At 39.4% G+C, this 23,217-nt stretch carries 19 protein-coding genes; 13 read left to right on the plus strand and 6 right to left on the minus strand.

Going from position 1 to position 23,217, the window contains the following annotated elements:
• Positions 1-35 precede the first annotated feature (35 nt).
• The 12 genes from ppk2 (at position 36) to H3V00_RS05470 (ending at position 15,274) form a co-directional block, all read left to right on the plus strand.
• Positions 36-962: a polyphosphate kinase 2 gene (ppk2, locus tag H3V00_RS05415; RefSeq protein ID WP_198206853.1), complete on the plus strand. Its 927-nt coding sequence runs from the start codon at positions 36-38 to the stop codon at positions 960-962.
• A 160-nt stretch (positions 963-1,122) separates the two neighbouring features.
• Positions 1,123-2,382 (plus strand): glutamate-5-semialdehyde dehydrogenase, encoded by a 1,260-nt coding sequence (locus tag H3V00_RS05420; RefSeq protein ID WP_280522348.1) that lies wholly within the window; start codon positions 1,123-1,125, stop codon positions 2,380-2,382.
• 221 nt (positions 2,383-2,603) lie between these two features.
• The gene (gene htpX / locus H3V00_RS05425; protein WP_096766095.1) at positions 2,604-3,458 is read left to right on the plus strand and encodes a protease HtpX; all 855 of its coding nucleotides are present in this window, start codon (positions 2,604-2,606) and stop codon (positions 3,456-3,458) included.
• 346 nt (positions 3,459-3,804) lie between these two features.
• Positions 3,805-4,992, plus strand: coding sequence for an acetylornithine/succinyldiaminopimelate transaminase (locus H3V00_RS05430; protein ID WP_100125901.1), 1,188 nt, complete (start codon positions 3,805-3,807; stop codon positions 4,990-4,992).
• A gap of 11 nt (positions 4,993-5,003) precedes the next feature.
• On the plus strand, positions 5,004-5,720 hold the full coding sequence (locus tag H3V00_RS05435; RefSeq protein WP_100125975.1) for an NAD-dependent deacylase: 717 nt from the start codon (positions 5,004-5,006) through the stop codon (positions 5,718-5,720).
• Positions 5,721-5,798: 78 nt separating this feature from the next.
• A complete protein-coding gene (hemC, locus tag H3V00_RS05440; protein WP_100125902.1) occupies positions 5,799-6,731 on the plus strand; it encodes a hydroxymethylbilane synthase in 933 nt (310 codons plus the stop codon).
• Positions 6,728-7,456, plus strand: a complete 729-nt coding sequence (locus H3V00_RS05445) for a uroporphyrinogen-III synthase (RefSeq protein ID WP_198206852.1) — start codon at positions 6,728-6,730, stop codon at positions 7,454-7,456. Before hemC ends, H3V00_RS05445 begins: the two co-directional genes overlap by 4 nt.
• A 56-nt stretch (positions 7,457-7,512) precedes the next feature.
• The gene (locus tag H3V00_RS05450; RefSeq protein WP_232335926.1) at positions 7,513-8,892 is read left to right on the plus strand and encodes a uroporphyrinogen-III C-methyltransferase; all 1,380 of its coding nucleotides are present in this window, start codon (positions 7,513-7,515) and stop codon (positions 8,890-8,892) included.
• On the plus strand, positions 8,889-10,091 hold the full coding sequence (locus H3V00_RS05455) for a heme biosynthesis HemY N-terminal domain-containing protein (protein WP_198206851.1): 1,203 nt from the start codon (positions 8,889-8,891) through the stop codon (positions 10,089-10,091). Before H3V00_RS05450 ends, H3V00_RS05455 begins: the two co-directional genes overlap by 4 nt.
• Positions 10,092-10,151: 60 nt before the next feature.
• A complete protein-coding gene (hemE, locus tag H3V00_RS05460) occupies positions 10,152-11,216 on the plus strand; it encodes a uroporphyrinogen decarboxylase (RefSeq protein ID WP_198206850.1) in 1,065 nt (354 codons plus the stop codon).
• Positions 11,217-11,418: 202 nt separating this feature from the next.
• Complete coding sequence (gene cls, locus H3V00_RS05465) at positions 11,419-12,912, plus strand: cardiolipin synthase (RefSeq protein ID WP_198206849.1); 1,494 nt, start codon at positions 11,419-11,421, stop codon at positions 12,910-12,912.
• 265 nt (positions 12,913-13,177) lie between these two features.
• Entirely contained in the window at positions 13,178-15,274 is a 2,097-nt protein-coding gene (locus H3V00_RS05470; RefSeq protein ID WP_198206848.1) for a TonB-dependent receptor, read from the plus strand.
• 76 nt (positions 15,275-15,350) lie between these two features.
• Here H3V00_RS05470 and H3V00_RS05475 read toward each other — a convergent pair whose 3' ends face one another.
• From H3V00_RS05475 to H3V00_RS05500, 6 genes are all read right to left on the minus strand, one after another.
• Positions 15,351-16,466, minus strand: coding sequence for a Tim44 domain-containing protein (locus H3V00_RS05475; protein ID WP_198206847.1), 1,116 nt, complete (start codon positions 16,464-16,466; stop codon positions 15,351-15,353).
• A gap of 498 nt (positions 16,467-16,964) precedes the next feature.
• On the minus strand, positions 16,965-17,606 hold the full coding sequence (locus H3V00_RS05480; RefSeq protein ID WP_025331022.1) for a trimeric intracellular cation channel family protein: 642 nt from the start codon (positions 17,604-17,606) through the stop codon (positions 16,965-16,967).
• Between the two features lies 1 nt (position 17,607).
• Positions 17,608-18,306 carry a 16S rRNA pseudouridine(516) synthase gene (locus H3V00_RS05485; RefSeq protein WP_198206846.1) on the minus strand — a complete coding sequence of 233 codons (699 nt, stop codon included), beginning with the start codon at positions 18,304-18,306 and terminating at the stop codon, positions 17,608-17,610.
• A gap of 37 nt (positions 18,307-18,343) precedes the next feature.
• On the minus strand, positions 18,344-19,801 hold the full coding sequence (locus tag H3V00_RS05490; protein ID WP_198206845.1) for a sodium:proton antiporter: 1,458 nt from the start codon (positions 19,799-19,801) through the stop codon (positions 18,344-18,346).
• Between the two features lie 162 nt (positions 19,802-19,963).
• Positions 19,964-20,539, minus strand: a complete 576-nt coding sequence (locus tag H3V00_RS05495; protein WP_198189974.1) for a DUF1415 domain-containing protein — start codon at positions 20,537-20,539, stop codon at positions 19,964-19,966.
• A gap of 103 nt (positions 20,540-20,642) precedes the next feature.
• The gene (locus H3V00_RS05500; protein ID WP_025331019.1) at positions 20,643-21,125 is read right to left on the minus strand and encodes an Lrp/AsnC family transcriptional regulator; all 483 of its coding nucleotides are present in this window, start codon (positions 21,123-21,125) and stop codon (positions 20,643-20,645) included.
• Between the two features lie 633 nt (positions 21,126-21,758).
• On the opposite strand from H3V00_RS05500, the gene H3V00_RS05505 reads away from it, so the two are divergent.
• A complete protein-coding gene (locus H3V00_RS05505) occupies positions 21,759-22,946 on the plus strand; it encodes an MFS transporter (protein WP_078474359.1) in 1,188 nt (395 codons plus the stop codon).
• Positions 22,947-23,217 lie beyond the last annotated feature (271 nt).

The raw sequence follows: 23,217 nt of genomic DNA on the forward strand, positions 1-23,217 counted from the left end.
TATGCCTGATTTTGGTTTAAAAAGAAAGGAACAATATGAGTGAGCAACAATCTCAGACTGAGCAGTCTGATGAAATTAGTACGAATGATAAAGAAGCAAGATTGAAAGTTTTTGAGAGAAGTGTATTGGAAGGCAGGCATACTGATGAAGATTCATCTACAGCACCTTTACCTTCAAATTATCCTTATCGTACCCGAATGAGACGTTCAACATATGAACGAGAAAAAGCTAAATTGCAAATTGAACTCTTGAAAGTGCAAAACTGGGTTAAGGAGTCGGGTCAGAAAATTGTATCCTTATTCGAAGGAAGAGACGCAGCGGGTAAGGGAGGAACGATTAAACGCTTTATGGAGCATCTTAATCCTCGTGGCGCACGAATAGTGGCTCTTGAAAAGCCTACTGAGACTGAAAAAGGTCAATGGTATTTTCAGCGTTATATTGAACGCTTGCCTACAAGTGGTGAAATGGTATTTTTCGACCGCTCCTGGTATAACCGTGCCGGTGTGGAACGTGTAATGGGCTTTTGTCAGCCTCATGAATATTTGCAGTTTATGCGTCAGACTCCGGAATTGGAGCGTATGCTGGTAAATAGTGGTATATATTTGTTTAAATTTTGGTTTTCTGTATCCCGTGAAGAGCAGTTACGTCGTTTTATTTCACGGCGCGATGATCCTTTAAAGCACTGGAAACTTTCTCCGGTTGATATTCAGTCTCTGGATCGCTGGGATGATTATACCGAAGCTAAAAACGATATGTTTTTCCATACTCATACCGGCGATGCGCCATGGACAGTAATTAAATCTGACGATAAAAAACGCGCACGACTCAATTGTATACGTCATTTCCTTACTGAACTTGATTATCCGGGCAAAGATATTGCTGCAATAGGTGCTGTAGATAATTTGATTGTATTAAAACCTCAGACCCAGTTTAAAGATTCAACAGATACGCATATTGATTAATTGTGTCGCTTAAGACAATTTTGAAAGAGGATTTAATTAACATATCATATAATTTTTAATGGGTATGCAAGGGTTATTTTAGTTGGGTAAATGTATCTTGTGTGATTTTATATGAGAATACGAATGATTTTTGTGTTGTCTTTGTAGAAAGTAGATTTGTGTGGAATTAACCAAGTATATTACTGAAATGGCTAAAGCAGCCAAAGATGCTTGTTATGCTCTTAATATGGCATCTACTGCACAGAAAAATCAGTTATTGTCATTTATTGCATTGGGTCTGTCTGCTGAACGAAATAAGATTCTTGCTGCCAATGAAACTGATATAAGTGCAGCACGAAAACAGGGAATAGATACTGCTTTACTTGATCGGTTGCAACTTAATGAAAGCAGGATAGCGGCAATGATTGATGGTGTACATCAGGTTGCTGCATTAGCGAACCCTGTGGGTGAAATGGATGAGTTTCGTGTACTGCCTAATGGCATTACGCTCGGTAAAATGCGTGTGCCGTTAGGTGTAATAGGTATGATTTATGAATCTCGCCCGAATGTGACTTTGGATGCAGCCATATTATGCCTGAAAACAGGCAACAGCTGTGTGTTACGGGGTGGCAGCGAAGCAATCAATACTAATAAGGCAATCGCTTCGGTCATTACATCATCATTAAAGCAAGCCGGTTTACCAGAAAATGCTGTTAATCTGCTGACTAATACTGATCGTGCCGGTGTGGATATACTGGTGGGTTTATCTGAATATATTGATGTAATTATTCCGCGGGGCGGTAAAGGTCTGGTGCAGCGGGTAAATGAAAAAGCACGTATACCGGTTATCAAACATTTGGACGGTATATGTCATGTGTATATTGATGCTTCTGCAGAGGCAGAAATGGCGATTAATATTGCTGTAAATGCAAAAACATCGCGTTACGGAACATGTAATACTATGGAAACTTTGCTGGTTCATGTTAGCCGTGCAGCAGAGTTATTACCTGTACTTCAACAAAAATATGCAGAAAAAGGTGTTGAGTTACGAGGCTGTAAACTTACTCAGAAAATTTTGCATAATGATATTATTCCAGCTTCAGAAATTGATTGGTCAACTGAGTATCTGGCTCCGATTCTTTCAATAAAAGTAGTCAATGATGTCAGTGAAGCCATCAGTCATATTAATTACTATGGTAGCCATCATACAGACAGTATTATTACAAATGATTTATCTCATGCGCAGTTATTCTTACGTATGGTAGATTCATCTAGTGTCATGGTGAATGCGTCAACTCGTTTCGCTGATGGATATGAATATGGCTTAGGCGCAGAAATTGGAATTTCTACTGACAAAGTCCATGTACGCGGTCCGGTGGGTTTATATGGTTTAACCAGTCAGAAATGGATCGTTATGGGGCAGGGGCAAGTACGTCTTTGAAATTTCAGCGCTATAATATTATTCAAGCATATATTTATATATCATTATATGCTTATTATTATAATTTTAGGTTTTGATTTCGAAAACTTTTAAATAATTGATTTATGAACTTATAAATAAAATATCAGTTTTCAGATTAAATGAAAACTGAATATTATTATTTTTTATGTCACTGATATTATTGTACTGATGAATTTTTACAGAAATTAAAAGGGCATAATGTGAAACGTATTGTATTGTTTATTGCTACCAATCTTGCAGTCATCATTGTTATTAATGTTGTTCTGAATATTCTTTGTGCACTTTTAGGTATTAATATTTATAGTAATGGCAATGGTATTTTGTTATTACTGGCTGCTGTTGTTGGTTTTACCGGTTCTATTATTTCTTTGATAATGTCCAAAACGCTGGCACTTAATTCCGTTAATGGACAGATTATCGGTCAGCCGCAAACAGCTGCAGAGGCCTGGCTGTTAAATACAGTTGCCAGTCTGGCCAGTCAGTGGAATATTGCTATGCCCGAGGTGGCTATTTATGATTCTCCTGAACCTAATGCTTTTGCTACCGGAGCTACACGTAACAGCTCACTGGTGGCGGTAAGTACTGGTCTGCTGCATAGTATGTCGCAGGATGAAGTAGAAGCCGTGCTTGCTCATGAAATGGCTCATATTGGCAATGGAGATATGGTGACAATGACCTTGTTACAGGGAGTGGTTAATACTTTTGTTTTTTTCTGGGCTAACCGTATTGCTGATGTTGTAGCCAGAAAAGAAAATGGTGAGGTGTCTCATGGTACTTATTATATGGTAAGTATGATTTTGCAGACAGTGTTCGGTTTTCTGGCAAGTTTAATTGTTATGTGGTTTAGTCGCCAGCGCGAATATCGTGCAGATGCCGGAGCAGCGCGTCTGGTGGGTGCGCCTAAAATGATAGCAGCGCTGCAAAGATTAAAAGGTGAAACCAGTCATTTACCTGCTGGTATGCAGGCTTTTGGAATTGCCAGTGAAACTGCTGATGCTCTTTTTAGTACTCATCCGACACTGGATAACCGGATTAATCGCTTACGTCAGATGTGATATTAATATGATAGAAGTAGTTTTTGTTTATATCAATCTGACAAATCTGAATTTAATCAGGACTGTTTTTTAAACACCTAGTTTAATCCATGGCTTGTACTTGTATCTGTTTTAGTGAAAAGAATTTCAAATTTAATTATTAAGCGGCAAAAGATATTGATATATTTTGGTTAAATAGCATACATATTTAAATTTATTATTATCTAAGTGGTAATCTTGTATTGTTTATACAAAATTTAGTTGTTTTGTGGCTATATTTTAATTCATTAGACTTTAATTCATGATTGCTGTAACAATATATAATTTTACAAATCAAATTATGTTTTTATAATAAATAGAGAGAAAAATGCACAACTACTTAACCCCGAATTTTACTTTTGCACCTATCCTGCCGGATCATGCACAGGGCAGTCGGGTATGGGATGATAATGGTCAGGAATATATAGATTTAGCCGGCGGTATTGCTGTTAATGCACTGGGGCATTGCCATCCTGCATTAATTCAGGCACTGACTGCACAGGCACACAAGCTTTGGCATATTTCTAATATTTATACAACACAGCCGGCACAGGATTTGGCAAAAAGACTCGTAGAAAATACCTTTGCCGAGCAAGTATTTTTCTGTAATTCCGGAGCTGAAGCAAATGAAGCTGCTTTCAAGCTGGCCCGCAAGTATGCACGAGAACATTTTGCCGGAACTGAAAAACATGAAATTATAGCTTGTGTAAACGGATTTCATGGACGTACTTTGTTTACGGTATCAGTAGGCGGGCAACCTAAATACAGTAATGATTTTGCACCTTTACCTACCGGAATTAAACATATTCCGTTTAATGATTCCTCAGCCATTGTGGCAGCTGTAAATGATAAAACCTGTGCAGTTGTTATTGAACCTATTCAGGGGGAAAGCGGAGTATTACCGGCAACTGAAGAATTTTTGCAGGTAGCCAGAGAGGCTTGTGACCGGCATCAGGCTTTACTGATTTTTGATGAAGTACAAACAGGTATGGGGCGAACAGGAAAACTGTTTGCCCATCAATATTATGATGTTCAGCCAGATATAGTTTCCAGCGCCAAAGCTTTGGGTTGTGGTATTCCTATTGGTGCAATGCTGACCACAGCTCAGATAGGAAACAGCTTTACACCGGGCAGCCATGGCAGTACTTTTGGTGGTAATCCGTTGGCCTGTGCCGTCGGCTGTGCTGCATTTGATATTATTAATACACCGGAAACGATGCAGAATGTGCTTCAGCAAGGAAAAAAATTACAGGCAGGGTTGCAGGAACTAGCTGAATCAACTGGTGTATTTTCTCAGGTTAGAGGGCAGGGATTACTACTTGGCTGTGTTATGTCTGAGGCATATACCGGAAAGGCTGCTCAGTTAATGCAATTGGCTTTACAACATGGTTTGCTGGTTTTGGTTGCCGGTAATAATGTTTTGCGTCTGGCTCCGAGTCTGTTATTGAATGATGCTGATTTACAGGTAGGATTACAACGACTGAAAGCAGCGATTACAGCTTTTATACATATCTGATGATGGAATTTATGTCCAACTCAAACAGACAGCATATTGTTGTATTAACCGGATCCGGTATTAGTGCTGAAAGCGGTTTACAGACTTTTCGTAATCAGGGAGGTTTGTGGGAAGGTGAGCGTGTAGAGGATGTGGCAACACCGGAGGCATTTAAGCGTCAGCCATTATATGTGCTTAATTTTTATAATCAATTGAGACGTCAGCTGCTAAAAACCGAACCCAATTCTGCTCATGTTGCTCTGAAACGTCTGGAAGATGGTTATTATGTAGATATAATTACTCAAAATATAGATGATTTGCATGAGCGAGCCGGAAGTACTCATGTTTTACATTTACATGGTGAGTTGTTAAAAGCCAGAAGCTGTGTTGATGAAAATTATATTGTGGATTGCCCGGGGGATCAGAACGTAACAGATGTAGATGTTAATGGTTTTCCGATGAGGCCGCATATTGTCTGGTTTGGTGAGGCAGTGCCTATGATTGAGCAGGCTATACAAGTGATGCGTTCAGCTGATATTGCAATTATCATTGGCACTTCCTTGCAGGTTTATCCGGCCGCTGGTCTAATCCGGTATATACCACCGAACGCTGAAATTTACCTTGTTGATCCCCAGCCGATTGATGGCTTGCAAAATGTACAGATTATTCGCGCCTCGGCTCAGACTGGTGTATCTGGTCTTGTTAATGAATTACTGCAACGTCCTGAAGCACATTCTTTATCCTACTGATACGGGTGGTATATCAAAATCAAATTTTAGTTAGTGCTAAAATTTCTGTTCTGATTTTTTTGATTCTTGTAAATTAATATGACAAAAAATGATTTAGTCATTGCCAGCCGCGAAAGCACTTTGGCTATGTGGCAGGCTCATTATGTACAGCAATGTCTTCAGACTGCATATCCGGGGTTATCTGTTGAAATTCAGGGTATGACAACCCGAGGTGATCAGATATTGCATCAGTCTTTATCCAAAATAGGTGGTAAGGGATTATTTATAAAAGAGCTTGAGTTAGCCTTGCAAAAGGGAACAGCAGATATTGCTGTGCACTCTCTTAAAGATGTTCCTATGCAACTGCCTGATGGCTTTATCTTGGCAGCAATAACTGAGCGGGCTAATCCGTTTGATGCATTTGTTTCTCATCAGTTTAGCTGTTTGGCTGATTTACCGGCTAATGCCATAGTCGGAACTTCAAGTCTGCGTCGGGAAGCTCAGATTAGGTTGCTGTATCCTGATTTGCAGGTAAAGCCTCTGCGGGGTAATGTGCAAACACGTCTGGATAAACTTGACAGACAGGAATATGCTGCAATTATTCTTGCTGCAGCTGGTCTTGAGCGACTGGGTTTAGAGCAGCGAATTCAGTGTATATTATCTCCAGAAATATTGCTGCCAGCTGCCGGTCAGGGGGCGCTGGCTATAGAGGTTGCCGCTCATCGTGAGGACTTACTGACTTTATTGCAACCATTACACCATCCTGTTACAGCAGCGTGTGTTACTGCAGAACGCACTCTGGCACGTGTACTTGGTGGTAGCTGTCAGGTACCGCTGGCAGCGTATTGTACTGAAAAATCCGGCATGCTTGAGTTACGTGGTTTAGTGGCATCTGTAGATGGTGTAACAGTGTTGCGAGCGAGTGAAAAGGCAAATATTAGTGAAGCAGAGCAGCTGGGTTTGATGGTTGCACAGCAGTTAGCTGATCAAGGTGCGCACCAGTTAATTAATGATGTTTTATCTATCCGATGAATACTTTACCATGTCTGGTGCTAATGCGTCCGCAGCTGGCAGCCACTGCCGATATAGACTGTTGCATTCATTATGGCTGGCAACCTATTTTACTTGAATATCTGCAATTACAGACACAATCAGCGGCTTTAAACCGGCTATCTGGTCAAAGCCAGAGTCAGAATATTATTTTCTGGGTTAGCCCGAGTGCCGTACATATTGCTGCAAATTATGTTTCACGTTCTGATAAATTAATACATGTGGCAGTGGGGGCTGCTACGGCATCAGCATTATCCGGTTACGGATTTAAACAGATTGTTTATCCGGAAAACGGACATGATAGTGAAGCAGTTTTACATTTGCCTGTATGGCAGCAGCGTAAAGGTAAATTGCTATTTATAAGAGGTATAGGTGGCCGCGACTGGCTGATTAAGCAACTGCATCAACTAGGATGGCAAATTGAGGTAGCAGAAGTATATCAGCGAAATCCGGTACCTATAAACTGGTCAGTTATTTCAACACAGGCTGAACAGGGAAATTTGAAGGCAGTGTATATGACGACAACTGCCGCAGTCCGGGCGTGGTTTACTCAATTACCTCCGGATTTGTACGCAGTTAGCAAAAGCTTGTTATACTTAGTTCACCATCCGCGCATAGATGCCGCGTTAACCGGATATGGAGTTCAGACACTTCATGTTCCGGACTTATGTCGCGGACTGGCACTTTTGCATTCACGCAGCACCTGATGATATTTTCCTCAGTAGTGCTGTTAACCTATTATATAAAGTAGGGAGTATACCGAATGAGTGAACAACAGAATGCACAGGCTGACCAGCCTCCTGAACAGGAAAAGCAGCCATTGCTGGTGAATAAACAAGGCGAAGTCAGTGCTCCGCCCGAATCGGCTACTTCTGCGGTTACTGAAGCTACCAATAAAGATCTAAACACGACACATCAAACTATGAATTCCCAAAAAAACAACACAGTATCAGATGCTTCTGCATCTAGTATTCCTGTTCAGCCATCTCCGGTAAAACAGTCACAATCCGGCTCAGGTAAGGGAATTGCTCTGGGTGCACTGGTATTATCATTACTGGCTCTGGGAGCCAGTGGTTTTTTATTTGTTGAAGGACAGAATCAGCTTAAAAACCAGCAGCTACAATTTGATCAGAAAATTGACAATGCCGGGATTAGTGCCAGCAAAACTGCTGTTTCGATAGAAACCAGCCTGACACGCATTGATGAGTTAAGCCGTCAGTTGCAGGAAATTCAAACCCAACAGAAAACTCAGGGTGATAATGTAGACCGTCTTACCCGTGCCTATCAGGAGCTGGTAAAAAATCGCACTGACTGGCTGGTTGATGAAATAGAAGCTACATTGAATCTTGCCTCTCAGCAGTTGCTGATTTCCGGTAATGTTCCTGTTGCAGTTAATGTACTTGAAAGTCTGGATGGCCGGCTGTCCCGCTTTGACCAGCCGCAATTGCTGCCTATCAAAAAGGCTATAAGCAGTGATTTGGAAAATCTGAAAAACCGTCCTTATCTGGATGTTGCCAGTGTTTCATTGCGTCTGAATCGTCTTGAGTCTGCTATAGCAGGTCTGCCGTTAGTAGTTGAAAGTCAGTTACAGCCCGGAGTGACAAGTAATACACCGGTGAATCCAAATGCTTCATGGTGGCAGCGTACATGGCAAAATACTTTGCACTCTTTACGCAGTATGGTAGAAGTGCGTCACATTAATCACAATGATTCAATGCTAATGTCGCCTGAACAGATATATTTTGTACGTGAAAATCTGCGGCTGCGATTGCTGGATGCACGTATTGCTCTGATTCAGCGCCGCGGAGAAGTGTATGTTGCTGATTTAAATGGTGCAGAAACTGCTGTTAAGCAATATTTTGACGGTGGTTCAGCAGCAACGCAGTCGTGGCTGAAAGAATTAACTCAGTTAAAGACACTTAACGTGCAAACTAGTCAGGACAATAGTTTGTCAGCCAGCCTGGCTGCTGTACGTGAATACCAGAATCAGTCTGGAATGGATATGTCAACGGCGTTGCCGGATTTAAGTGCATCATCTGCCAGCAATGTACCGGTACATACCGAACAACAACAGGCTAGCCCTGTAAACAGTAATAATGCTTCTGCAGCGTCATCTTCCAGACAAGGAGACCATTCATTATGAGATCTCTATTATGGTTGATTGTTCTGTTTATTGTTGCAGTGGGTGTCGTACTGGGTGCGAAATATTACAGTGGTGATGTGTATATTGTAGTTGAGCAAACTCTGATACGTATCAATCTGCAGCTGTTTATTGGTCTTGTGCTGCTAACGGTAGTGCTGTTGTATATATTTTTACGCATTATTATGGGTTTTGTGCATTTACCCGGTCACTGGCATCACTGGCGTATCAATCATCAGCGCCATCAGGTTGAAACAGCATTAAATCATGCCGGTTTAGCCTATTTCGAAGGTCGCTATCAGTTTGCTGAGCGTGAGGCTGAGCGGGTCTTACGTAATAAACAGGGGCAACACAGTCGTGCTCTGGCCTTATTACTGGCTGCGCATAGTGCTGATCAGATGGATGACAGTACAACACGGGACCGTTATTTAGATGAAATTGCAAAGTTGCCGGAAAAACAGCAGCTTTCCCGTTATTTGCTTCTGGCTCAATCAGCTTTATCACAACACAATGATCAGCAAGCCAGAAGTGCACTGGAAGCAGCAGTCAAAATCAATCCGAATTTAACCCAGCTTGTTAAGCTGCAGTTACGATATGACTGGGAAAAGCATGATGCTCAGGGTGTTTTGGAAGCGGTTGATAAATTAAGCCGCGCAGGGGCGTTAAGCGAAAGCGAACAGAATAATTACCAATACTGGGCTTATCGGCAGTTACTGGCAAATGTTAAAGAGCCGGGTGAGCTGAAAAGCAGTCTTAATTTGATTCCGGTAGATGAACGTGAAAGTACACTTAGTACAAATATTGCTGAAAAATATCTTCAGCTAGGTATGTATACTCAGGCATTGAAATGGGTAAAAAAATATTATCCGCGCTCTCATGATGCTTCACTATTACCTGCATTTAATCAGGCCAATCAATATCTAAGCAGTAAAGAACAGCAAAAAAATATGGTAACCGTTGATAAGTGGTTACAACAGAATCCGCAAGACCCGGACTTACTATTGTTGATGGGTGAGTTAAGTTATCAGCAACAACTGTGGGGAAAGGCAAAGACTTATCTCGAAGCCAGTTTGCAGGCCAGTAATAATAATGTAACCAGATTGTTATTAGCTAAAGTACTGGAGCAATCCGGTCAGAGCGAGGCTGCCGAGCAGCAGCGTAATGAAATTCTGGCCACAATTGGTAATAATGATGAGTTGTAATTTTTAGTTTTTATTTAACAGGCAGTTGGTACTGTATGTACTAACTGCCTGAGGTTAATTATGGCAGTTTTACATAACGATACTTTTTTACGTGCTTTACTAAAGCAGCCGGTTGAATATACGCCGGTGTGGTTAATGAGACAGGCTGGACGCTATTTACCGGAGTACAGAGAAACAAGAGCGAAAGCCGGCAGTTTTCTTGAACTTTGTCATAATCCAGAGCTGGCTACAGAGGTGACTCTTCAGCCATTGGAGCGTTTTGCACTGGATGCGGCTATCTTGTTTTCCGATATTCTCACTGTACCGGATGCAATGGGGCTCGGTTTGCATTTTGTCGAAGGTGAAGGACCTAAATTTACTCATCCGTTGCAGCATGAAAACGATGTGACACGTTTACAGGTTCCTGATATGAACCGTTTGCGCTATGTGTTCGATGCTGTTCATAGTATACGTAATGCTTTGAACGGTCGTGTACCGTTAATTGGTTTTTCTGGCAGTCCGTTTACACTAGCCTGTTATATGGTTGAAGGAGAAGGCAGTCGGGATTTTCGTTTATTAAAAACCATGCTTTATCAGCGACCGCAATTGTTACACCGGATACTGGATATTAATGCGCAGACTGTAACTGCTTATTTGAATGAACAGATAGCTGCAGGTGCACAGGCCGTACAGATTTTTGATACATGGGGCGGAATTCTCAGCGATAAAGCTTTTCAGGAGTTTGATTTACGCTATTTGCAACAGGTCGTTTCAGGCTTACAGCGTGAAGCAGATGGTCGTCGGGTACCAATCATTATATTTACTAAAGGCGGTGGCCAGTGGCTGGAACAATTAGCTGCACTGGGTGCTGATGCGTTAGGTGTGGACTGGACTGTCAATTTACAGCAGGCACGTCAGTTGGTCGGACAGCAGGTGGCGTTACAGGGAAATCTTGACCCGCTGGCTCTATTTGGTGATTCAAAAAGTATTACAGACGAAGTTAAGCGTTTACTTGCTGCTTACGGAGCTGGCAGCGGACATGTATTTAATCTGGGTCATGGTATCAATCAATATACTAATCCGGAAATGGTGAAATGTGCAGTAGATGCGGTACATCGCATTTCTGCAGAATATCATCAGAATTAATTATTTGTATTTCAGAGAATATCAATCAATTCTGAAACAAATAATTGATGTGAATAATTACTTGCTATTTCTGGCAGTCACAGACTTAGTTTTCTGTACCTGCCAGAATTTTTTATCTGATATTTATCTCAATTCATTATATAGATTATTTATCCATTTATAATCTACTATATTCTAGACATTAAATAATTGGTTTACTTATATGTTACATGATATACCCTGGGCTGAAATTCTTGTTGTATTACATGTGATTGTGGTTACTGTTCTGGTAGTGAGAGTATTATACCATCAGCGTAATACGGGAGTTTCCGTTGCTTGGATTCTGATGTTAATGGCTTTTCCTTTAGTAGGGGCTGTAGGCTACTTGTTAATTGGCGAACCCAGGCTGGGTTCACGCCGGCTACGTCGTCAGAATGAACTGGTGAAATTTTATCAGGGCTTCAGTAATAAATATCTGCATAATTTCAATCAGCATGCTTGTAGTGGTCTGAATGAACGTTATCATGGTATAAGTTTGATTGCAGCCGATAAAACCGGATTTGAGGCTACCGAATACAATCACTTAAACCTTCTTACCAATGATGAAGAAATCATTGCTGCCATTCGGTATGATATTCAGCATGCGAAAACAAGCTGTTTACTGGCTTTTTATATTGTTGATCCGCAGGGAGAAATTATTGAACTGCTGAATGATGTCATTGCAGCAGCACAACGAGGTGTGGTTACCAGTATGCTGGTTGACAGTATTGGTAGTGTAAAATTCTGGCGTAGTGACTGGCCTCAGCGTTTACGCAATGCAGGTATTACATTGACTGAAGCTTTACCCGTTCAATTATGGCGTACTTTTCTTGTACGCGCAGATTTGCGGAATCATCGTAAAATTGCGGTTATAGATCAGAAAATTGGCTATACCGGCAGTTTTAATCTGGTCGACCCGCGTTTTTTCAAAAAAAATGCCGGTGTCGGAGAATGGGTTGATGTGATGATGCGTTGTGAAGGAAGTCTAGTACAACCTCTGGCCGCAGTATTTGCCGGTGATATGGCAGTAGAAACTGAATCTAATTTAATGCAGGTACAGCAATGGGTAGACAGTTACGGTAAACAGGCGCTCATGCATAATCTGCAAGTTGCACAACAGGAACAAAGTGGTGTAGTGGTACAAGTGATTCCTTCAGCACCTGAGCAAGGCAGTCCGGTTATTTACGACACTATTGTTAATGCAATTCATGCCGCTACAAGACGTATTATTATTACGACGCCTTATTTTGTTCCGGATGATGCTTTGCTGCTGGCTTTAACTACGGCTGCTACCAGGGGAGTGGATGTAACTCTGATAGTACCGGAAGCAGTGGATTCAATGCTGGTGAAATATGCTTCACGTGCATATTATCCAAGACTATTACAGGCTGGGGTGAAAATTGCTTTGTTTAAGGGTGGGCTGTTACATGCTAAAACTTTAACTGTAGATAGTGATTACACTTTGTTTGGCACTGTAAATATGGATATGCGCAGTTTTTATCTCAATATGGAAATTAGTCTGGCTATTTATGATGAAAGTATGACTGAAACAGTAGTGGCGTTACAGAGCACTTATTTGAAAGCTTGTGAATATATCGAACTGAAAACATGGCAGGCTCGTTCAAAGTGGTGGGGGCTGGTGGAGAATACAGTGCGTTTGGTTGGTCCATTGTTATAAATTTTAATAATGAAAAAGCTGCCGGCTGAAAACCGGCAGTTTTTTTACCTGATTATTTTTCTATCAGCGTTGAAAAAAGTATTTTCAGAATGTGATGTTTTAAAATATTAATAAGATAATATTATGTTTAGGAAAATATAAATTAATCTACAAGCCATATATTTAATAATTTATTGACAGTAAATATTCATAAGTGTTATCTGTCACGATTGGTTAATTTTATAATAATTTTATATTAATATTTTTAATTTTAAGAATAGTAGTTATGATACACACACATCTGAAAATATTAGTTCTGTCACTGACAGCGCTGCCATTTATGGCTTATGCCAATGATAAAAAAGATGAAGCAGATTTGCCGGATATCGAAGTTACTGCTTTACGCACTAATTCAAAATGGCTAAATACTACAGCTTCTGTTTATACTGTAAATGCAAATACACTCAAAAATACGCCTAAAACTAATATCTCTGACGCTTTGAAAGCTATTCCGGGTTTACAAGCTCTCGAAAGAGAAAATTATGCTCAGGATATGCAAATATCCATGAGAGGTTTTGGTGCCCGTTCGACATTCGGTGTTCGCGGAATCAGGATTTATGTTGATGGAATTCCATCTTCTATGCCTGATGGACAGGGGCAGACATCCAATATTGATTTAAATTCTCTGGAGAAAATTGAGGTACTTGGCGGACCTTTTTCTTCTTTATATGGTAACTCTTCTGGAGGAACTATTCTCGCTACAACTCGTGAGGGTACAGGTAATCCGAGTGTCAGTGTTGGTTTTAACACGGCGCGTTTTGCTAAGCAGCAAACTTCATTTCAGTTACAAGGCGGAAGTAAAGCGGCGAGTTTACCTGCATATAATATAAGTTCAAGTTACTTTGATACCAATGGTTACAGGGAACATAGCGACGCAAGAAAAGTCCTCAATAACGCAAAATTTACTTGGGATTTAAATGATGGCAGTACATTGAATTGGGTACTTAATCAGGTTCGTATCCGTGCTGCTGATCCCGGAGGACTGACACGTAAACAGTGGCAAGACAATCCGCGTCAGGTAGCTCAGAATGTCAGAGATTATAATATGCGTAAAGAAATTGACCAGAGTCAGACCGGTCTGACGTGGGATAAATCAATTAATGAGCATAACAGTTTATATGCTATGGCGTATGCCGGCCGGCGTCACGTTGTGCAGTACCAGTCAATTCCGGCCAAAGCTCAGACAGCTCCTAAACATGCCGGAGGTGTTATCGATTTTACCCGTTATTATTATGGAACCGATATTCGCTGGCTGAATACAAATACAATACCTAATCTAACTTTGATTGGAGGTGTGGCGTTTGATAAGGAAAATGAGGACCGGCAGGGCTATAATAATTTTAATGGTGCGCATTTAGGGATTAAAGGAAAATTACGCCGTGATGAGGATAATACCTTATGGAATTTAGATCCTTACATTCAGTTTTCATGGAAATTTTTACCTGAATGGCATTTGGATGGCGGGTTACGCTATAGCAATGTGCATTTCAGAACACGTGATCATTATCTGGCTAATGGTGATGATAGTAGTACTATGCGATACCATAAACTGTTGCCCGGTATTTCACTAGGCTGGAACTTTAGTAATCAGGCAGCAGCCTATGTTGCTTATGGTAAAGGTTTTGAAACACCGACATTTACTGAAATGGCATACAGACCGGATGGACAGGCTGGTTTTAATCGTAATCTTAAGCCTTCTAGCAATGATACAGTTGAAGCAGGACTAAAATTTGAACAGCTGTGGGGCCAACTGATAGCTACAATTTTTCATACTGAAACTCACAATGATATTGTTTCTGCGGTTTCATCTGGCGGCAGAAGTACGTTTCGTAATGCTGACCGGACGAAAAGATATGGTAGTGAATTAGCTTGGCAAAAGAAGTTGTGGCAGGATTTACAAGTGCAGGCGAGTTATTCCTATGTGAATGCGAAGTTTGATAGTGAAATAGCAGCACAAGGTAAAGCAGCCGCTGTTAGCAAAGGTAATAAAATTCCGGGAGTTGCTCAAAACCAGTTTTATTTAGGATTTCAATGGCAACCTAAGCAAGGATGGCAGGGGGGTATGGATATCCGCTATATGGATAAAATATATGTTAATGACAGTAACAGTGATTATGCACCTGCTTATGCTCTTGCTTCAGCGAATATCGGCTATGAATGGGTTCATCGTGGCTGGATGGTAAGCAGCTATGCACGTATAGATAATATATTTAATCGCCATTATGCTGGATCTGTGATTGTCAATGATAGTAATGAGCGATATTTTGAACCATCACCTAAACGTACATTCAGTACCGGAATTAATATTCGTAAAATGTTCTGATTGAAAAAAAGCACTGATATTTCAGTGCTTTTTAATATTTAAATATAATTGCTAGTTAAATATGTGCAAGTGAGAATTAATCCTGTTGTATACCGGCAATCAGCCAATCCTGCTGACTACCCATAGGTTTAACAAAATGCCATACTTCACTGAATGGTTGCTGTGCACTACCCAGCTCTTCACTCACTAAACCACTAAAACGTACACTGGCAATATACTGACCATTTTCCTGAGTGCTGTCTACCAGTTCGGCATTAAGATTACTGAATTCAGCAGTTTCATGATTATTTATAATATCATTACGGATAGCTGCGAACATATCTGAAGTAAAGTAACGGCGGATTTCTTCCAGATTTGAGGCATTGTTCATTGACTGAACATGATTAAAACGTTGGCGTGCGAAACGCAGAAATGCGTCTGGATTACTTCCGTCTGCCATGCCAGATAAATTGTTTGTCATTAAATTATTATTGCTTCCAATATTTTGTCCGAAAATATTGGTACTACTACTGTTGCTATTATTGTTTAATGAAGTGAAATTATTAGGCTTGGTATTTCCGGCATAAGGTATATTTGACTGATTATTCCTTTTAGCGGCAAAACGACGGTAAAGATAAACACCACCAAATACAATAATAAGTAACCATAACCAGCTAAAGCCACTTTTAGGTTCCGGTTGTGATTGTTGCTGTACCTGTGGCTGATCAGAATTGGTAGATTGAGTAGCGGCTGCATTATTACTATCAGTAGCATTCTCACTATAATTACCATCAGCATTTGTCACAGGTGCATTGGTTTGTTGCTGGTTATGATTAGCCATTGCATGACCTGCAAGTGCCCCAATAGCGGCACCAGCTACACCTGCACCAATTACCCGACCGGTATTGCTACCGCGCGGCTGTGTCTGACCAGAATAATTGTTCTGATTATCAGAGCGATAATCATTACGTCCGGAGTTAGAGTAAGAACGTGACATACCTGCATTATTGCCACCGCCAAGTCGGCTGGAAGAAGAGTTTGCATAGTTGCCGCGATTGGATTGGTAGGATGAGCCAGAATAAGAGCTGGAGTAACTTGAGCGGGACATTCCACGGTTACCGCCACCGCCAACTCTTTTGGCTTCAGCCAGTGGACTCAGTGTCAGGCTGAGAATAACTGCAGAAGCAATATAACGTAATTTTCTATTTTCCATCACTTGGATACTTTCTTATCTATAATATTAAAACTAACTTTACCGTACATAGCGCTGAAAAATAAGATTTCAAGCAAAGAAATAGTTATTATTTAATCTCTTTTACGGTTTTATGGTTGCTTTTGCAAATAAAAGACAGCATTGTAGCGCATGAAAGAATGATAGTCATATTGGGTTATCAAAATATTTATCATTAAATCATAGTATGAGTTCAGAAGAAGATTAATAAAATAGTGATAATTTATCAGAACTAATATTTTGTTTGTATTTATCAAAATACAAAATAGCTTCTTCTATCGGTAGAAATGACTGATAAAAATTGCAGATAAAAAGAACCCTCTGTGCCAAGGGGAGAAGCAGCAGAGGGCCAAAATAATGTTTCGACAAGAGAATACTGAAAAACCATTTTAAATCTTTAATTTATACGCTTGTAGCTGCGTATGAACATCATCTTAATGACTTAGACTGTTTTTTGCAGCGAAAGTTCTTGTAGTTTTGTTATATTTTGTAATTTTTCTTCTTTTGAAATCCCGGCAGGGTAATGTTGTAATGATAAGCGAGTAAACGGCTGAGTACACCACCAATAAACAGCAAATTAATACTTAATGGTGTAACCATTTTCCAGTGATCCAGCAGGCACAGAAGTAAGCCAAGTAAAATAGCAATGGTACCGTAAATATCACTACGTAAAATAATGGGTACTTCGTTTACCAGTATGTCGCGCAGTATCCCACCGCCTACAGCTGTTACAAATGCCAGTGTAATTACACCAAACCAGTTTAATTCAAGATCCAGACCAACTTGTGCACCTGTCAGACTGAATGCTGCCAGCCCAAGAGCATCAGCAACAACAAACCATACCGCAAGTACACGATGACGATGATATTGTAAATGGCACACCCATGAAATTAATAATGTAATAAAAATAGTCCACAATGCTGTATTACTTTTAAAAATCATAGGAATATGACCGACCAATGCATCACGCATCATGCCGCCGCCTACCGCAGTAAGTAAAGCTACAATGACCACCCCGAGAATATCAAGTCTTTTGCGAAAACCAACCAGATAACCTGATACGGCAAAAGCGACTGTTCCGATAATATTGATTAGTTGGAAAATAATATCTGTATTAAGCATGTTACATTAAGCCGGACTCAGGTTGAAAAAAACGCCATTCGCCAGCAGGTAAATCTTCAGTCTGCCATAGTCCGAAAGCACTGCGATGCAAGGCAGTAACACGATTGCCGGCTGCAGCTATCATCCGTTTTACCTGGTGGTATTTACCTGAAGTAATGGTAAGCTGTAAGGTATGCGGATCAATTAACTCAGCGGCCTGTGCAGTTACCGTTTCGTTATCATCGTGTAACAAGACCCCGTTTTTTAAAATAATACATAGTTTTTCGTCTGCAGCATGCTTCAAACTAACACGATAAATTTTTGGAAGTTTATGTTTTGGTGACGTGCAACGGTGATTAAACTGACCATCGTTAGTCAGGATTAATACGCCGGTTGTATCTGCATCTAACCTGCCTACAGCCTGCATGTCCAGATGACGCAATGGCTCTGGTAATAAACTAAAAACACTCGGATAAAATTGTGGTTTATGCGAAGTTTCATAATCAGCGGGTTTATTGAGCAGAATATAAAAATAAGGAAGAGGTACTGGAATCAGACTCACGTCATCAATATATAAACTGCTTACCGCTTTCGGGTCGATATCCATTTGAGCATGATTGCAGAGCGTATCATTAATTCGTACAGCATCGTCGTCAATTAATGCCTGACATTGCTTGCGACTGCCCAAACCTTGTGCTTGCAGGTATTTCAATAATTGCATAACTAAATAAACCTTAATGGCCGGCTATTCCGATAAGTTAAAAAAACAATAAAGTATCCAGTAAAAAAACCGGAATAAGCAGAGTAACAGACCAACTCATGTAGCCAAAAAAGCTTGGCATAGTAATTCGATGTTGCTCGGCAATAGATTTAACCATGAGATTAGGAGCATTACCAATATAACTGAGCGCCCCCATGAATACTGAACCCATAGAAACCGCCATTAATGTAGAAGGTAAATGTTGCATAAGTAAAGCAGCATCACCTCCAGCAAGATTGAAAAACACCAGATAGGTAGGCGCATTATCCAGGAAGCCAGACAATAAACCACTTAGCCAGAAATAGAGAGTGTTTACTGGTTCTCCATTTTGCTCAATTAAATTTATCAGTATTCCGAAACTTCCTGCCTTTCCGAGTTGTAATATAGCCATTACAGGAGCAATAGTTATGAAAATTCCGATAAATAATTTACCTACTTCAACCATAGGTGCCCAGTTAAAGTCATTTTGTCTGCGTAATTGTGCTGGTGTTAATTTTAGTGAACACAAAGTAATGATAAGCAGTAAACCATCACGTATCCATGCAACTAAATTGGTTTCGATTCCGTAAATATTCCATACCGGTAAATTTTTACATAATCCGGAAACCAATATTACTCCAGTAACTGCAAATAATAACAATAAGTTGGCTTTACCCTGAATAGACCATGAAGAAATACTGTTCTGAACTTTATCATTGGTAATAATTTCACGTTGCCATAAATAGTAATCAATACAAAAGAAAATAAATAGTAAAATCAGAGTATTGATAATTACGGGTAAAAGCATGTGAACGAATGTCCACTGAAAACCAACACCTTTCAGAAAACCCAGAAATAATGGCGGGTCCCCAAGCGGGGTTAATCCGCCACCGATGTTGGCCACTAGAAAAATAAAAAATACCACAAGATGAGTTCGATGGCGTCGCTGAGCATTGGCCCGCAATAAAGGGCGGATAAATAGCATGGCAGCACCAGTTGTACCCATGATTCCGGCCAGAAGTGTACCTGCTGCCAGAATCAGTACATTGAGTTTTACACTGCCATTACCATTATGCTGAATAAGAATACCACCGGAAAGTGTATATAAAGCCAGTAGTAAAAGCATAAATGGAATATATTCCTGTAACAATGCATGTATGGTAATAGATAAACCAGCTGAAACATTATAGTAGCAGCTCAGAGGTATCAGAAATGCAGCACACCATACACCGATAATTTTTCCACTATGACTATGCCATGTTTTAGGTATCAATATCGGACACAAAGCTATAGACAAAAGCAAACCGATAAAAGGAAAGCACCACCATAAACTCAATTCATGGGCAGGTAAGCCGGCAGCCAGTACAGGAAATGGTAATAAACTAACGATAAATAAAAATATTAATTGCAGTATTCGATTGCCTTGCTTTAATAAAGAAAAGGCAAACTGTACAACAGAAGGGTTAACTGGCGTCATTCTTGATAGTTTACTATTTAAGCAAATAGAGATTTTAACAATAATTTCGTATGGTGTTAAAAAGTAAACTCGATAAAAAGTGAGCTATTAATAAAAGATTTAGCATGATAGTTCAGAGGAAAGATTCGAATTTTACAATTTGATATGAAGTTTAAGATTAATTTATTTTGATTTTTGCAACGGGTATTCGATTGCTAATTTTGTCCAGCTTTCCATTCCCATTTCACGTAACAATGCTTTGTTACGTTCATATATGGTTGCAGCATCAGGAAATGCCGCAATCGCTTGATCAATACTACTTTCACGTATCAAGTGTAAAATAGGATAGGGACTGCGATTAGTATAGTTACTGATATCATCCTTAGGTTCATCAGCAAACTGAAATTCAGGATGAAAAGGGGCTATTTGTATGATGCCATTTGCTCCAATCTCCTGAAGTACATCTTCTGCTAAAGTTACAGCATCCAGAAACGTCTCAAAATCTGTAAATAATGAAGGTTCGACAATTAAAGTGGTTTCTGTTTCGTGTGCCGGCGTTTGTAACAACAACTGAATTTCCTGCTCTATGAATTCCAGAAATGCATCAACATGTCTGGCATGGCTTATGCTAAACCGCAATCTTTTTAAATTGTAAGGTTTTCTGGCAAAAGGGCAAAGATTAAGTCCGATTACTGCCTGTTCCAGCCAGTGGCGGCAAATAGCAATAATTTCTTCATCCTGATTATAAATGACAGACATATGTATTTATCTATGTAGATAACAGACGCTCAAGCGTAGCATGAATTCTTAAACAATTAAAACATTCTTTACTATTAGTTTATTAAAACTAATTTTGAGTTTTTTAGCCTACATTTAAATGTTCCAGCGGTAACGAAGTAGTTGTTTTAATCTCTTTCAGTACAAAGCTGGATTTGGCATCTTCCACTCCCGGAGTTGCCAGTAAAGTTTCCAGTACGAAGTGCGAAAAAGCATTCATATCTGAGAAAAAAGCCTGAAGAATGTAATCAGACTCCCCAGTGAGTGCAAAACAATTAAGCACCTGAGGCCAGCTTTGAACAGCAAGAGTAAACTCATCACGGGACTGTTTACTTTTATTAACTCTAACCCGAATAAATGCCTGCAAACCCAGTTCTACATGATAAGGGTCCAGAAGAGCTGCATAACGGCGAATAATCCCCGATTCTTCAAGCTGCTTTAACCGGCGCAGACATGGCGATGGTGATAAAGCTACTCGCTCGGATAGCTCAACATTAGTAAGACGACCATTATCTTGTAAAACTTGCAGGATTTTCAGGTCGGTTTTATCTAAAAAACTTATTGCCATGATACAAGGATCCTGAGGATTATTGTCGCAGCGATGAAACAGGCGGCGATAATAAATTAAAGTTAAAGTTTATACAATTTATAAGATTGCACTTAATTACACAAATCTATTTTATTTTGACATTAATTTAAAATTAATACTAGTTATTCCAAATGCTTTTTAAATATCTAATCCCCTTATTACTATAAAAAATGTTGATACTATTCTACTTTCTTGAAATATATTATTCAGTTTAAAGTTGTAATATCTGTATATTATTGCTAATTGAAGTTTACACGGATAATAACCATTAAATGCAATAAATAAAATGATATTGTTTAATTTGTTGATTAGTATAAATATTTTTATATAGGTAATATTTATTCATATTTTTGTAAGCGTATAAACTCAATTTATTAACGGTTTATTTTTTAAGAAATTAATAATTAATAATAACTATATAAAGAATAAAGTGATATTATCCAGAAGTTTAAATTACTGCAAATCTGAAAAGCTATAATTACACTGAGAGGTATAATAAATAAAATACATAATATAACAAATTTTAAAATATTTTGTTTAACCATTATTTGAAATAATCAGATTAATTATTATATGTTATTCAGATAATTCTAATAAATAGTTTGCATTATAATGAGTAAACCACTTACACCTTCAATCACTCCAAAACTGAATCTGGCCTTAATTATAACAGTGCTGATTACCGGTGCTCTGGCTTTTATTCAGGTTTACGCTATTCAGTCAGTGTTACCTGTATTGATGCAGGAGTTCCATGCCAGTGCTGCTGCAATAGGTTCAACTGTAGGAGCGACAATTTTGGCTGTCGCATTAACGTCTCCGTTTTTAGGAATGATTTCAGATGCTTTCGGACGCAAAGCTTTTATTGTAGGTTCGGTTTTTTTTATTGCTATTCCTACTTTAGCATTGTCTTTTGTGCACAGTATCAATTGGCTATGGTGGTTGCGCTTTGCTCAGGGTGTTGCAGTACCCGGCATAACTGTCGTTTTACTGGCTTATTTAGGTGAAGAATTTTCTGGTAATACACGTATCAAACTGATGAGCTTTTATGTTTCTGGTACGGTATTGGGTGGTTTCCTTGGCCGGTTTCTGATGGGATACCTCACAGACTTTATGGGCTGGCGTCATGCTTTCTTAATAATGGGTATTATCAGTATATCTGGAGCGGTTCTGGTATGGAAAAATCTTCCTGCATCGCAAAAATTCGAGGCTAAACCACAGATTTCAACAGCATTAATAACCTTATGGCATCATTTACATAACCGGTATATTCTTGCAGCTTGTGCATTGGGTTTTTGTGTTCTGTTTTCTCTGGTTGGTTGTTTTACCTATATCAATTTGTATCTTGATCAGCCGCCATATAATCTAAGCAGTTCACAATTAGCTAATATTTTTGCCGTATATCTGATTGGTATGATTATTACTCCATTATCAGCTCGGTTAATTGTCAAATTTGGTACCAATCTAACTGTATTAATAGCTATGAGTTTATCCATTTTTGGTGTGCTGATAACCCTGATGCATCCGTTATGGGTTATTGTACTGGCACTGGCTATTATGAGTAGCGGTATTTTTATTACTCAATCGTCTACTATTACCTATATCTCTGCCAATGTAACAGAAGGCCGTTCACTGGCTTCCGGTCTGTATTACATGTGCTATTATGCAGGCGGTTTTGCCGGCTCATTATTATGTGGTCATGCCTTTGAGAGTGGAGGGTGGTTTATGACTGCTGTTGTATTAATTAGTGTACAGTTGCTGGCAATGCTGATTGGTGGTGTATTGATGCGAAAAAAAGCATAAACAGAAACATTGAAACCATATAAAGCACCATTTTTATAATGGTGTTTTATTTTGTATATTTTTCGATTTAGTAATTGTATCTGTCGAAATAAATTTTATCAATTTATAAACTATTAAGTAAAAGAGTAATATTTATTTCATTATCAGGCTGAAGAAGTTGGAGTAGAACTTTAGTGCTTGAAAAAAGAATTACATATTAGCTTAGCAAGAATTTTATTTAATCTGACTGGTAAATAAGATTTATGTTTCTATATGGATAAATTACGTTAGA

This window comes from Snodgrassella sp. W6238H11, assembly GCF_016100525.1.
GTDB lineage: Bacteria > Pseudomonadota > Gammaproteobacteria > Burkholderiales > Neisseriaceae > Snodgrassella > Snodgrassella alvi.

What these genes read in the sequence shown, in the direction of transcription:
- H3V00_RS05505 (WP_078474359.1), top strand. Translation starts at nt 21,759, where the DNA reads ATGAGTAAACCACTTACACCTTCAATCACTCCAAAACTGAATCTGGCC.
- H3V00_RS05475 (WP_198206847.1), bottom strand. Translation starts at nt 16,466, where the DNA reads ATGGAAAATAGAAAATTACGTTATATTGCTTCTGCAGTTATTCTCAGC.
- hemC (WP_100125902.1), top strand. Translation starts at nt 5,799, where the DNA reads ATGACAAAAAATGATTTAGTCATTGCCAGCCGCGAAAGCACTTTGGCT.
- H3V00_RS05485 (WP_198206846.1), bottom strand. Translation starts at nt 18,306, where the DNA reads ATGCAATTATTGAAATACCTGCAAGCACAAGGTTTGGGCAGTCGCAAG.
- H3V00_RS05445 (WP_198206852.1), top strand. Translation starts at nt 6,728, where the DNA reads ATGAATACTTTACCATGTCTGGTGCTAATGCGTCCGCAGCTGGCAGCC.
- H3V00_RS05455 (WP_198206851.1), top strand. Translation starts at nt 8,889, where the DNA reads ATGAGATCTCTATTATGGTTGATTGTTCTGTTTATTGTTGCAGTGGGT.
- H3V00_RS05500 (WP_025331019.1), bottom strand. Translation starts at nt 21,125, where the DNA reads ATGGCAATAAGTTTTTTAGATAAAACCGACCTGAAAATCCTGCAAGTT.
- H3V00_RS05490 (WP_198206845.1), bottom strand. Translation starts at nt 19,801, where the DNA reads ATGACGCCAGTTAACCCTTCTGTTGTACAGTTTGCCTTTTCTTTATTA.
- hemE (WP_198206850.1), top strand. Translation starts at nt 10,152, where the DNA reads ATGGCAGTTTTACATAACGATACTTTTTTACGTGCTTTACTAAAGCAG.
- H3V00_RS05480 (WP_025331022.1), bottom strand. Translation starts at nt 17,606, where the DNA reads ATGCTTAATACAGATATTATTTTCCAACTAATCAATATTATCGGAACA.
- H3V00_RS05435 (WP_100125975.1), top strand. Translation starts at nt 5,004, where the DNA reads ATGTCCAACTCAAACAGACAGCATATTGTTGTATTAACCGGATCCGGT.
- H3V00_RS05470 (WP_198206848.1), top strand. Translation starts at nt 13,178, where the DNA reads ATGATACACACACATCTGAAAATATTAGTTCTGTCACTGACAGCGCTG.
- H3V00_RS05430 (WP_100125901.1), top strand. Translation starts at nt 3,805, where the DNA reads ATGCACAACTACTTAACCCCGAATTTTACTTTTGCACCTATCCTGCCG.
- cls (WP_198206849.1), top strand. Translation starts at nt 11,419, where the DNA reads ATGTTACATGATATACCCTGGGCTGAAATTCTTGTTGTATTACATGTG.
- H3V00_RS05450 (WP_232335926.1), top strand. Translation starts at nt 7,513, where the DNA reads ATGAGTGAACAACAGAATGCACAGGCTGACCAGCCTCCTGAACAGGAA.
- H3V00_RS05495 (WP_198189974.1), bottom strand. Translation starts at nt 20,539, where the DNA reads ATGTCTGTCATTTATAATCAGGATGAAGAAATTATTGCTATTTGCCGC.
- ppk2 (WP_198206853.1), top strand. Translation starts at nt 36, where the DNA reads ATGAGTGAGCAACAATCTCAGACTGAGCAGTCTGATGAAATTAGTACG.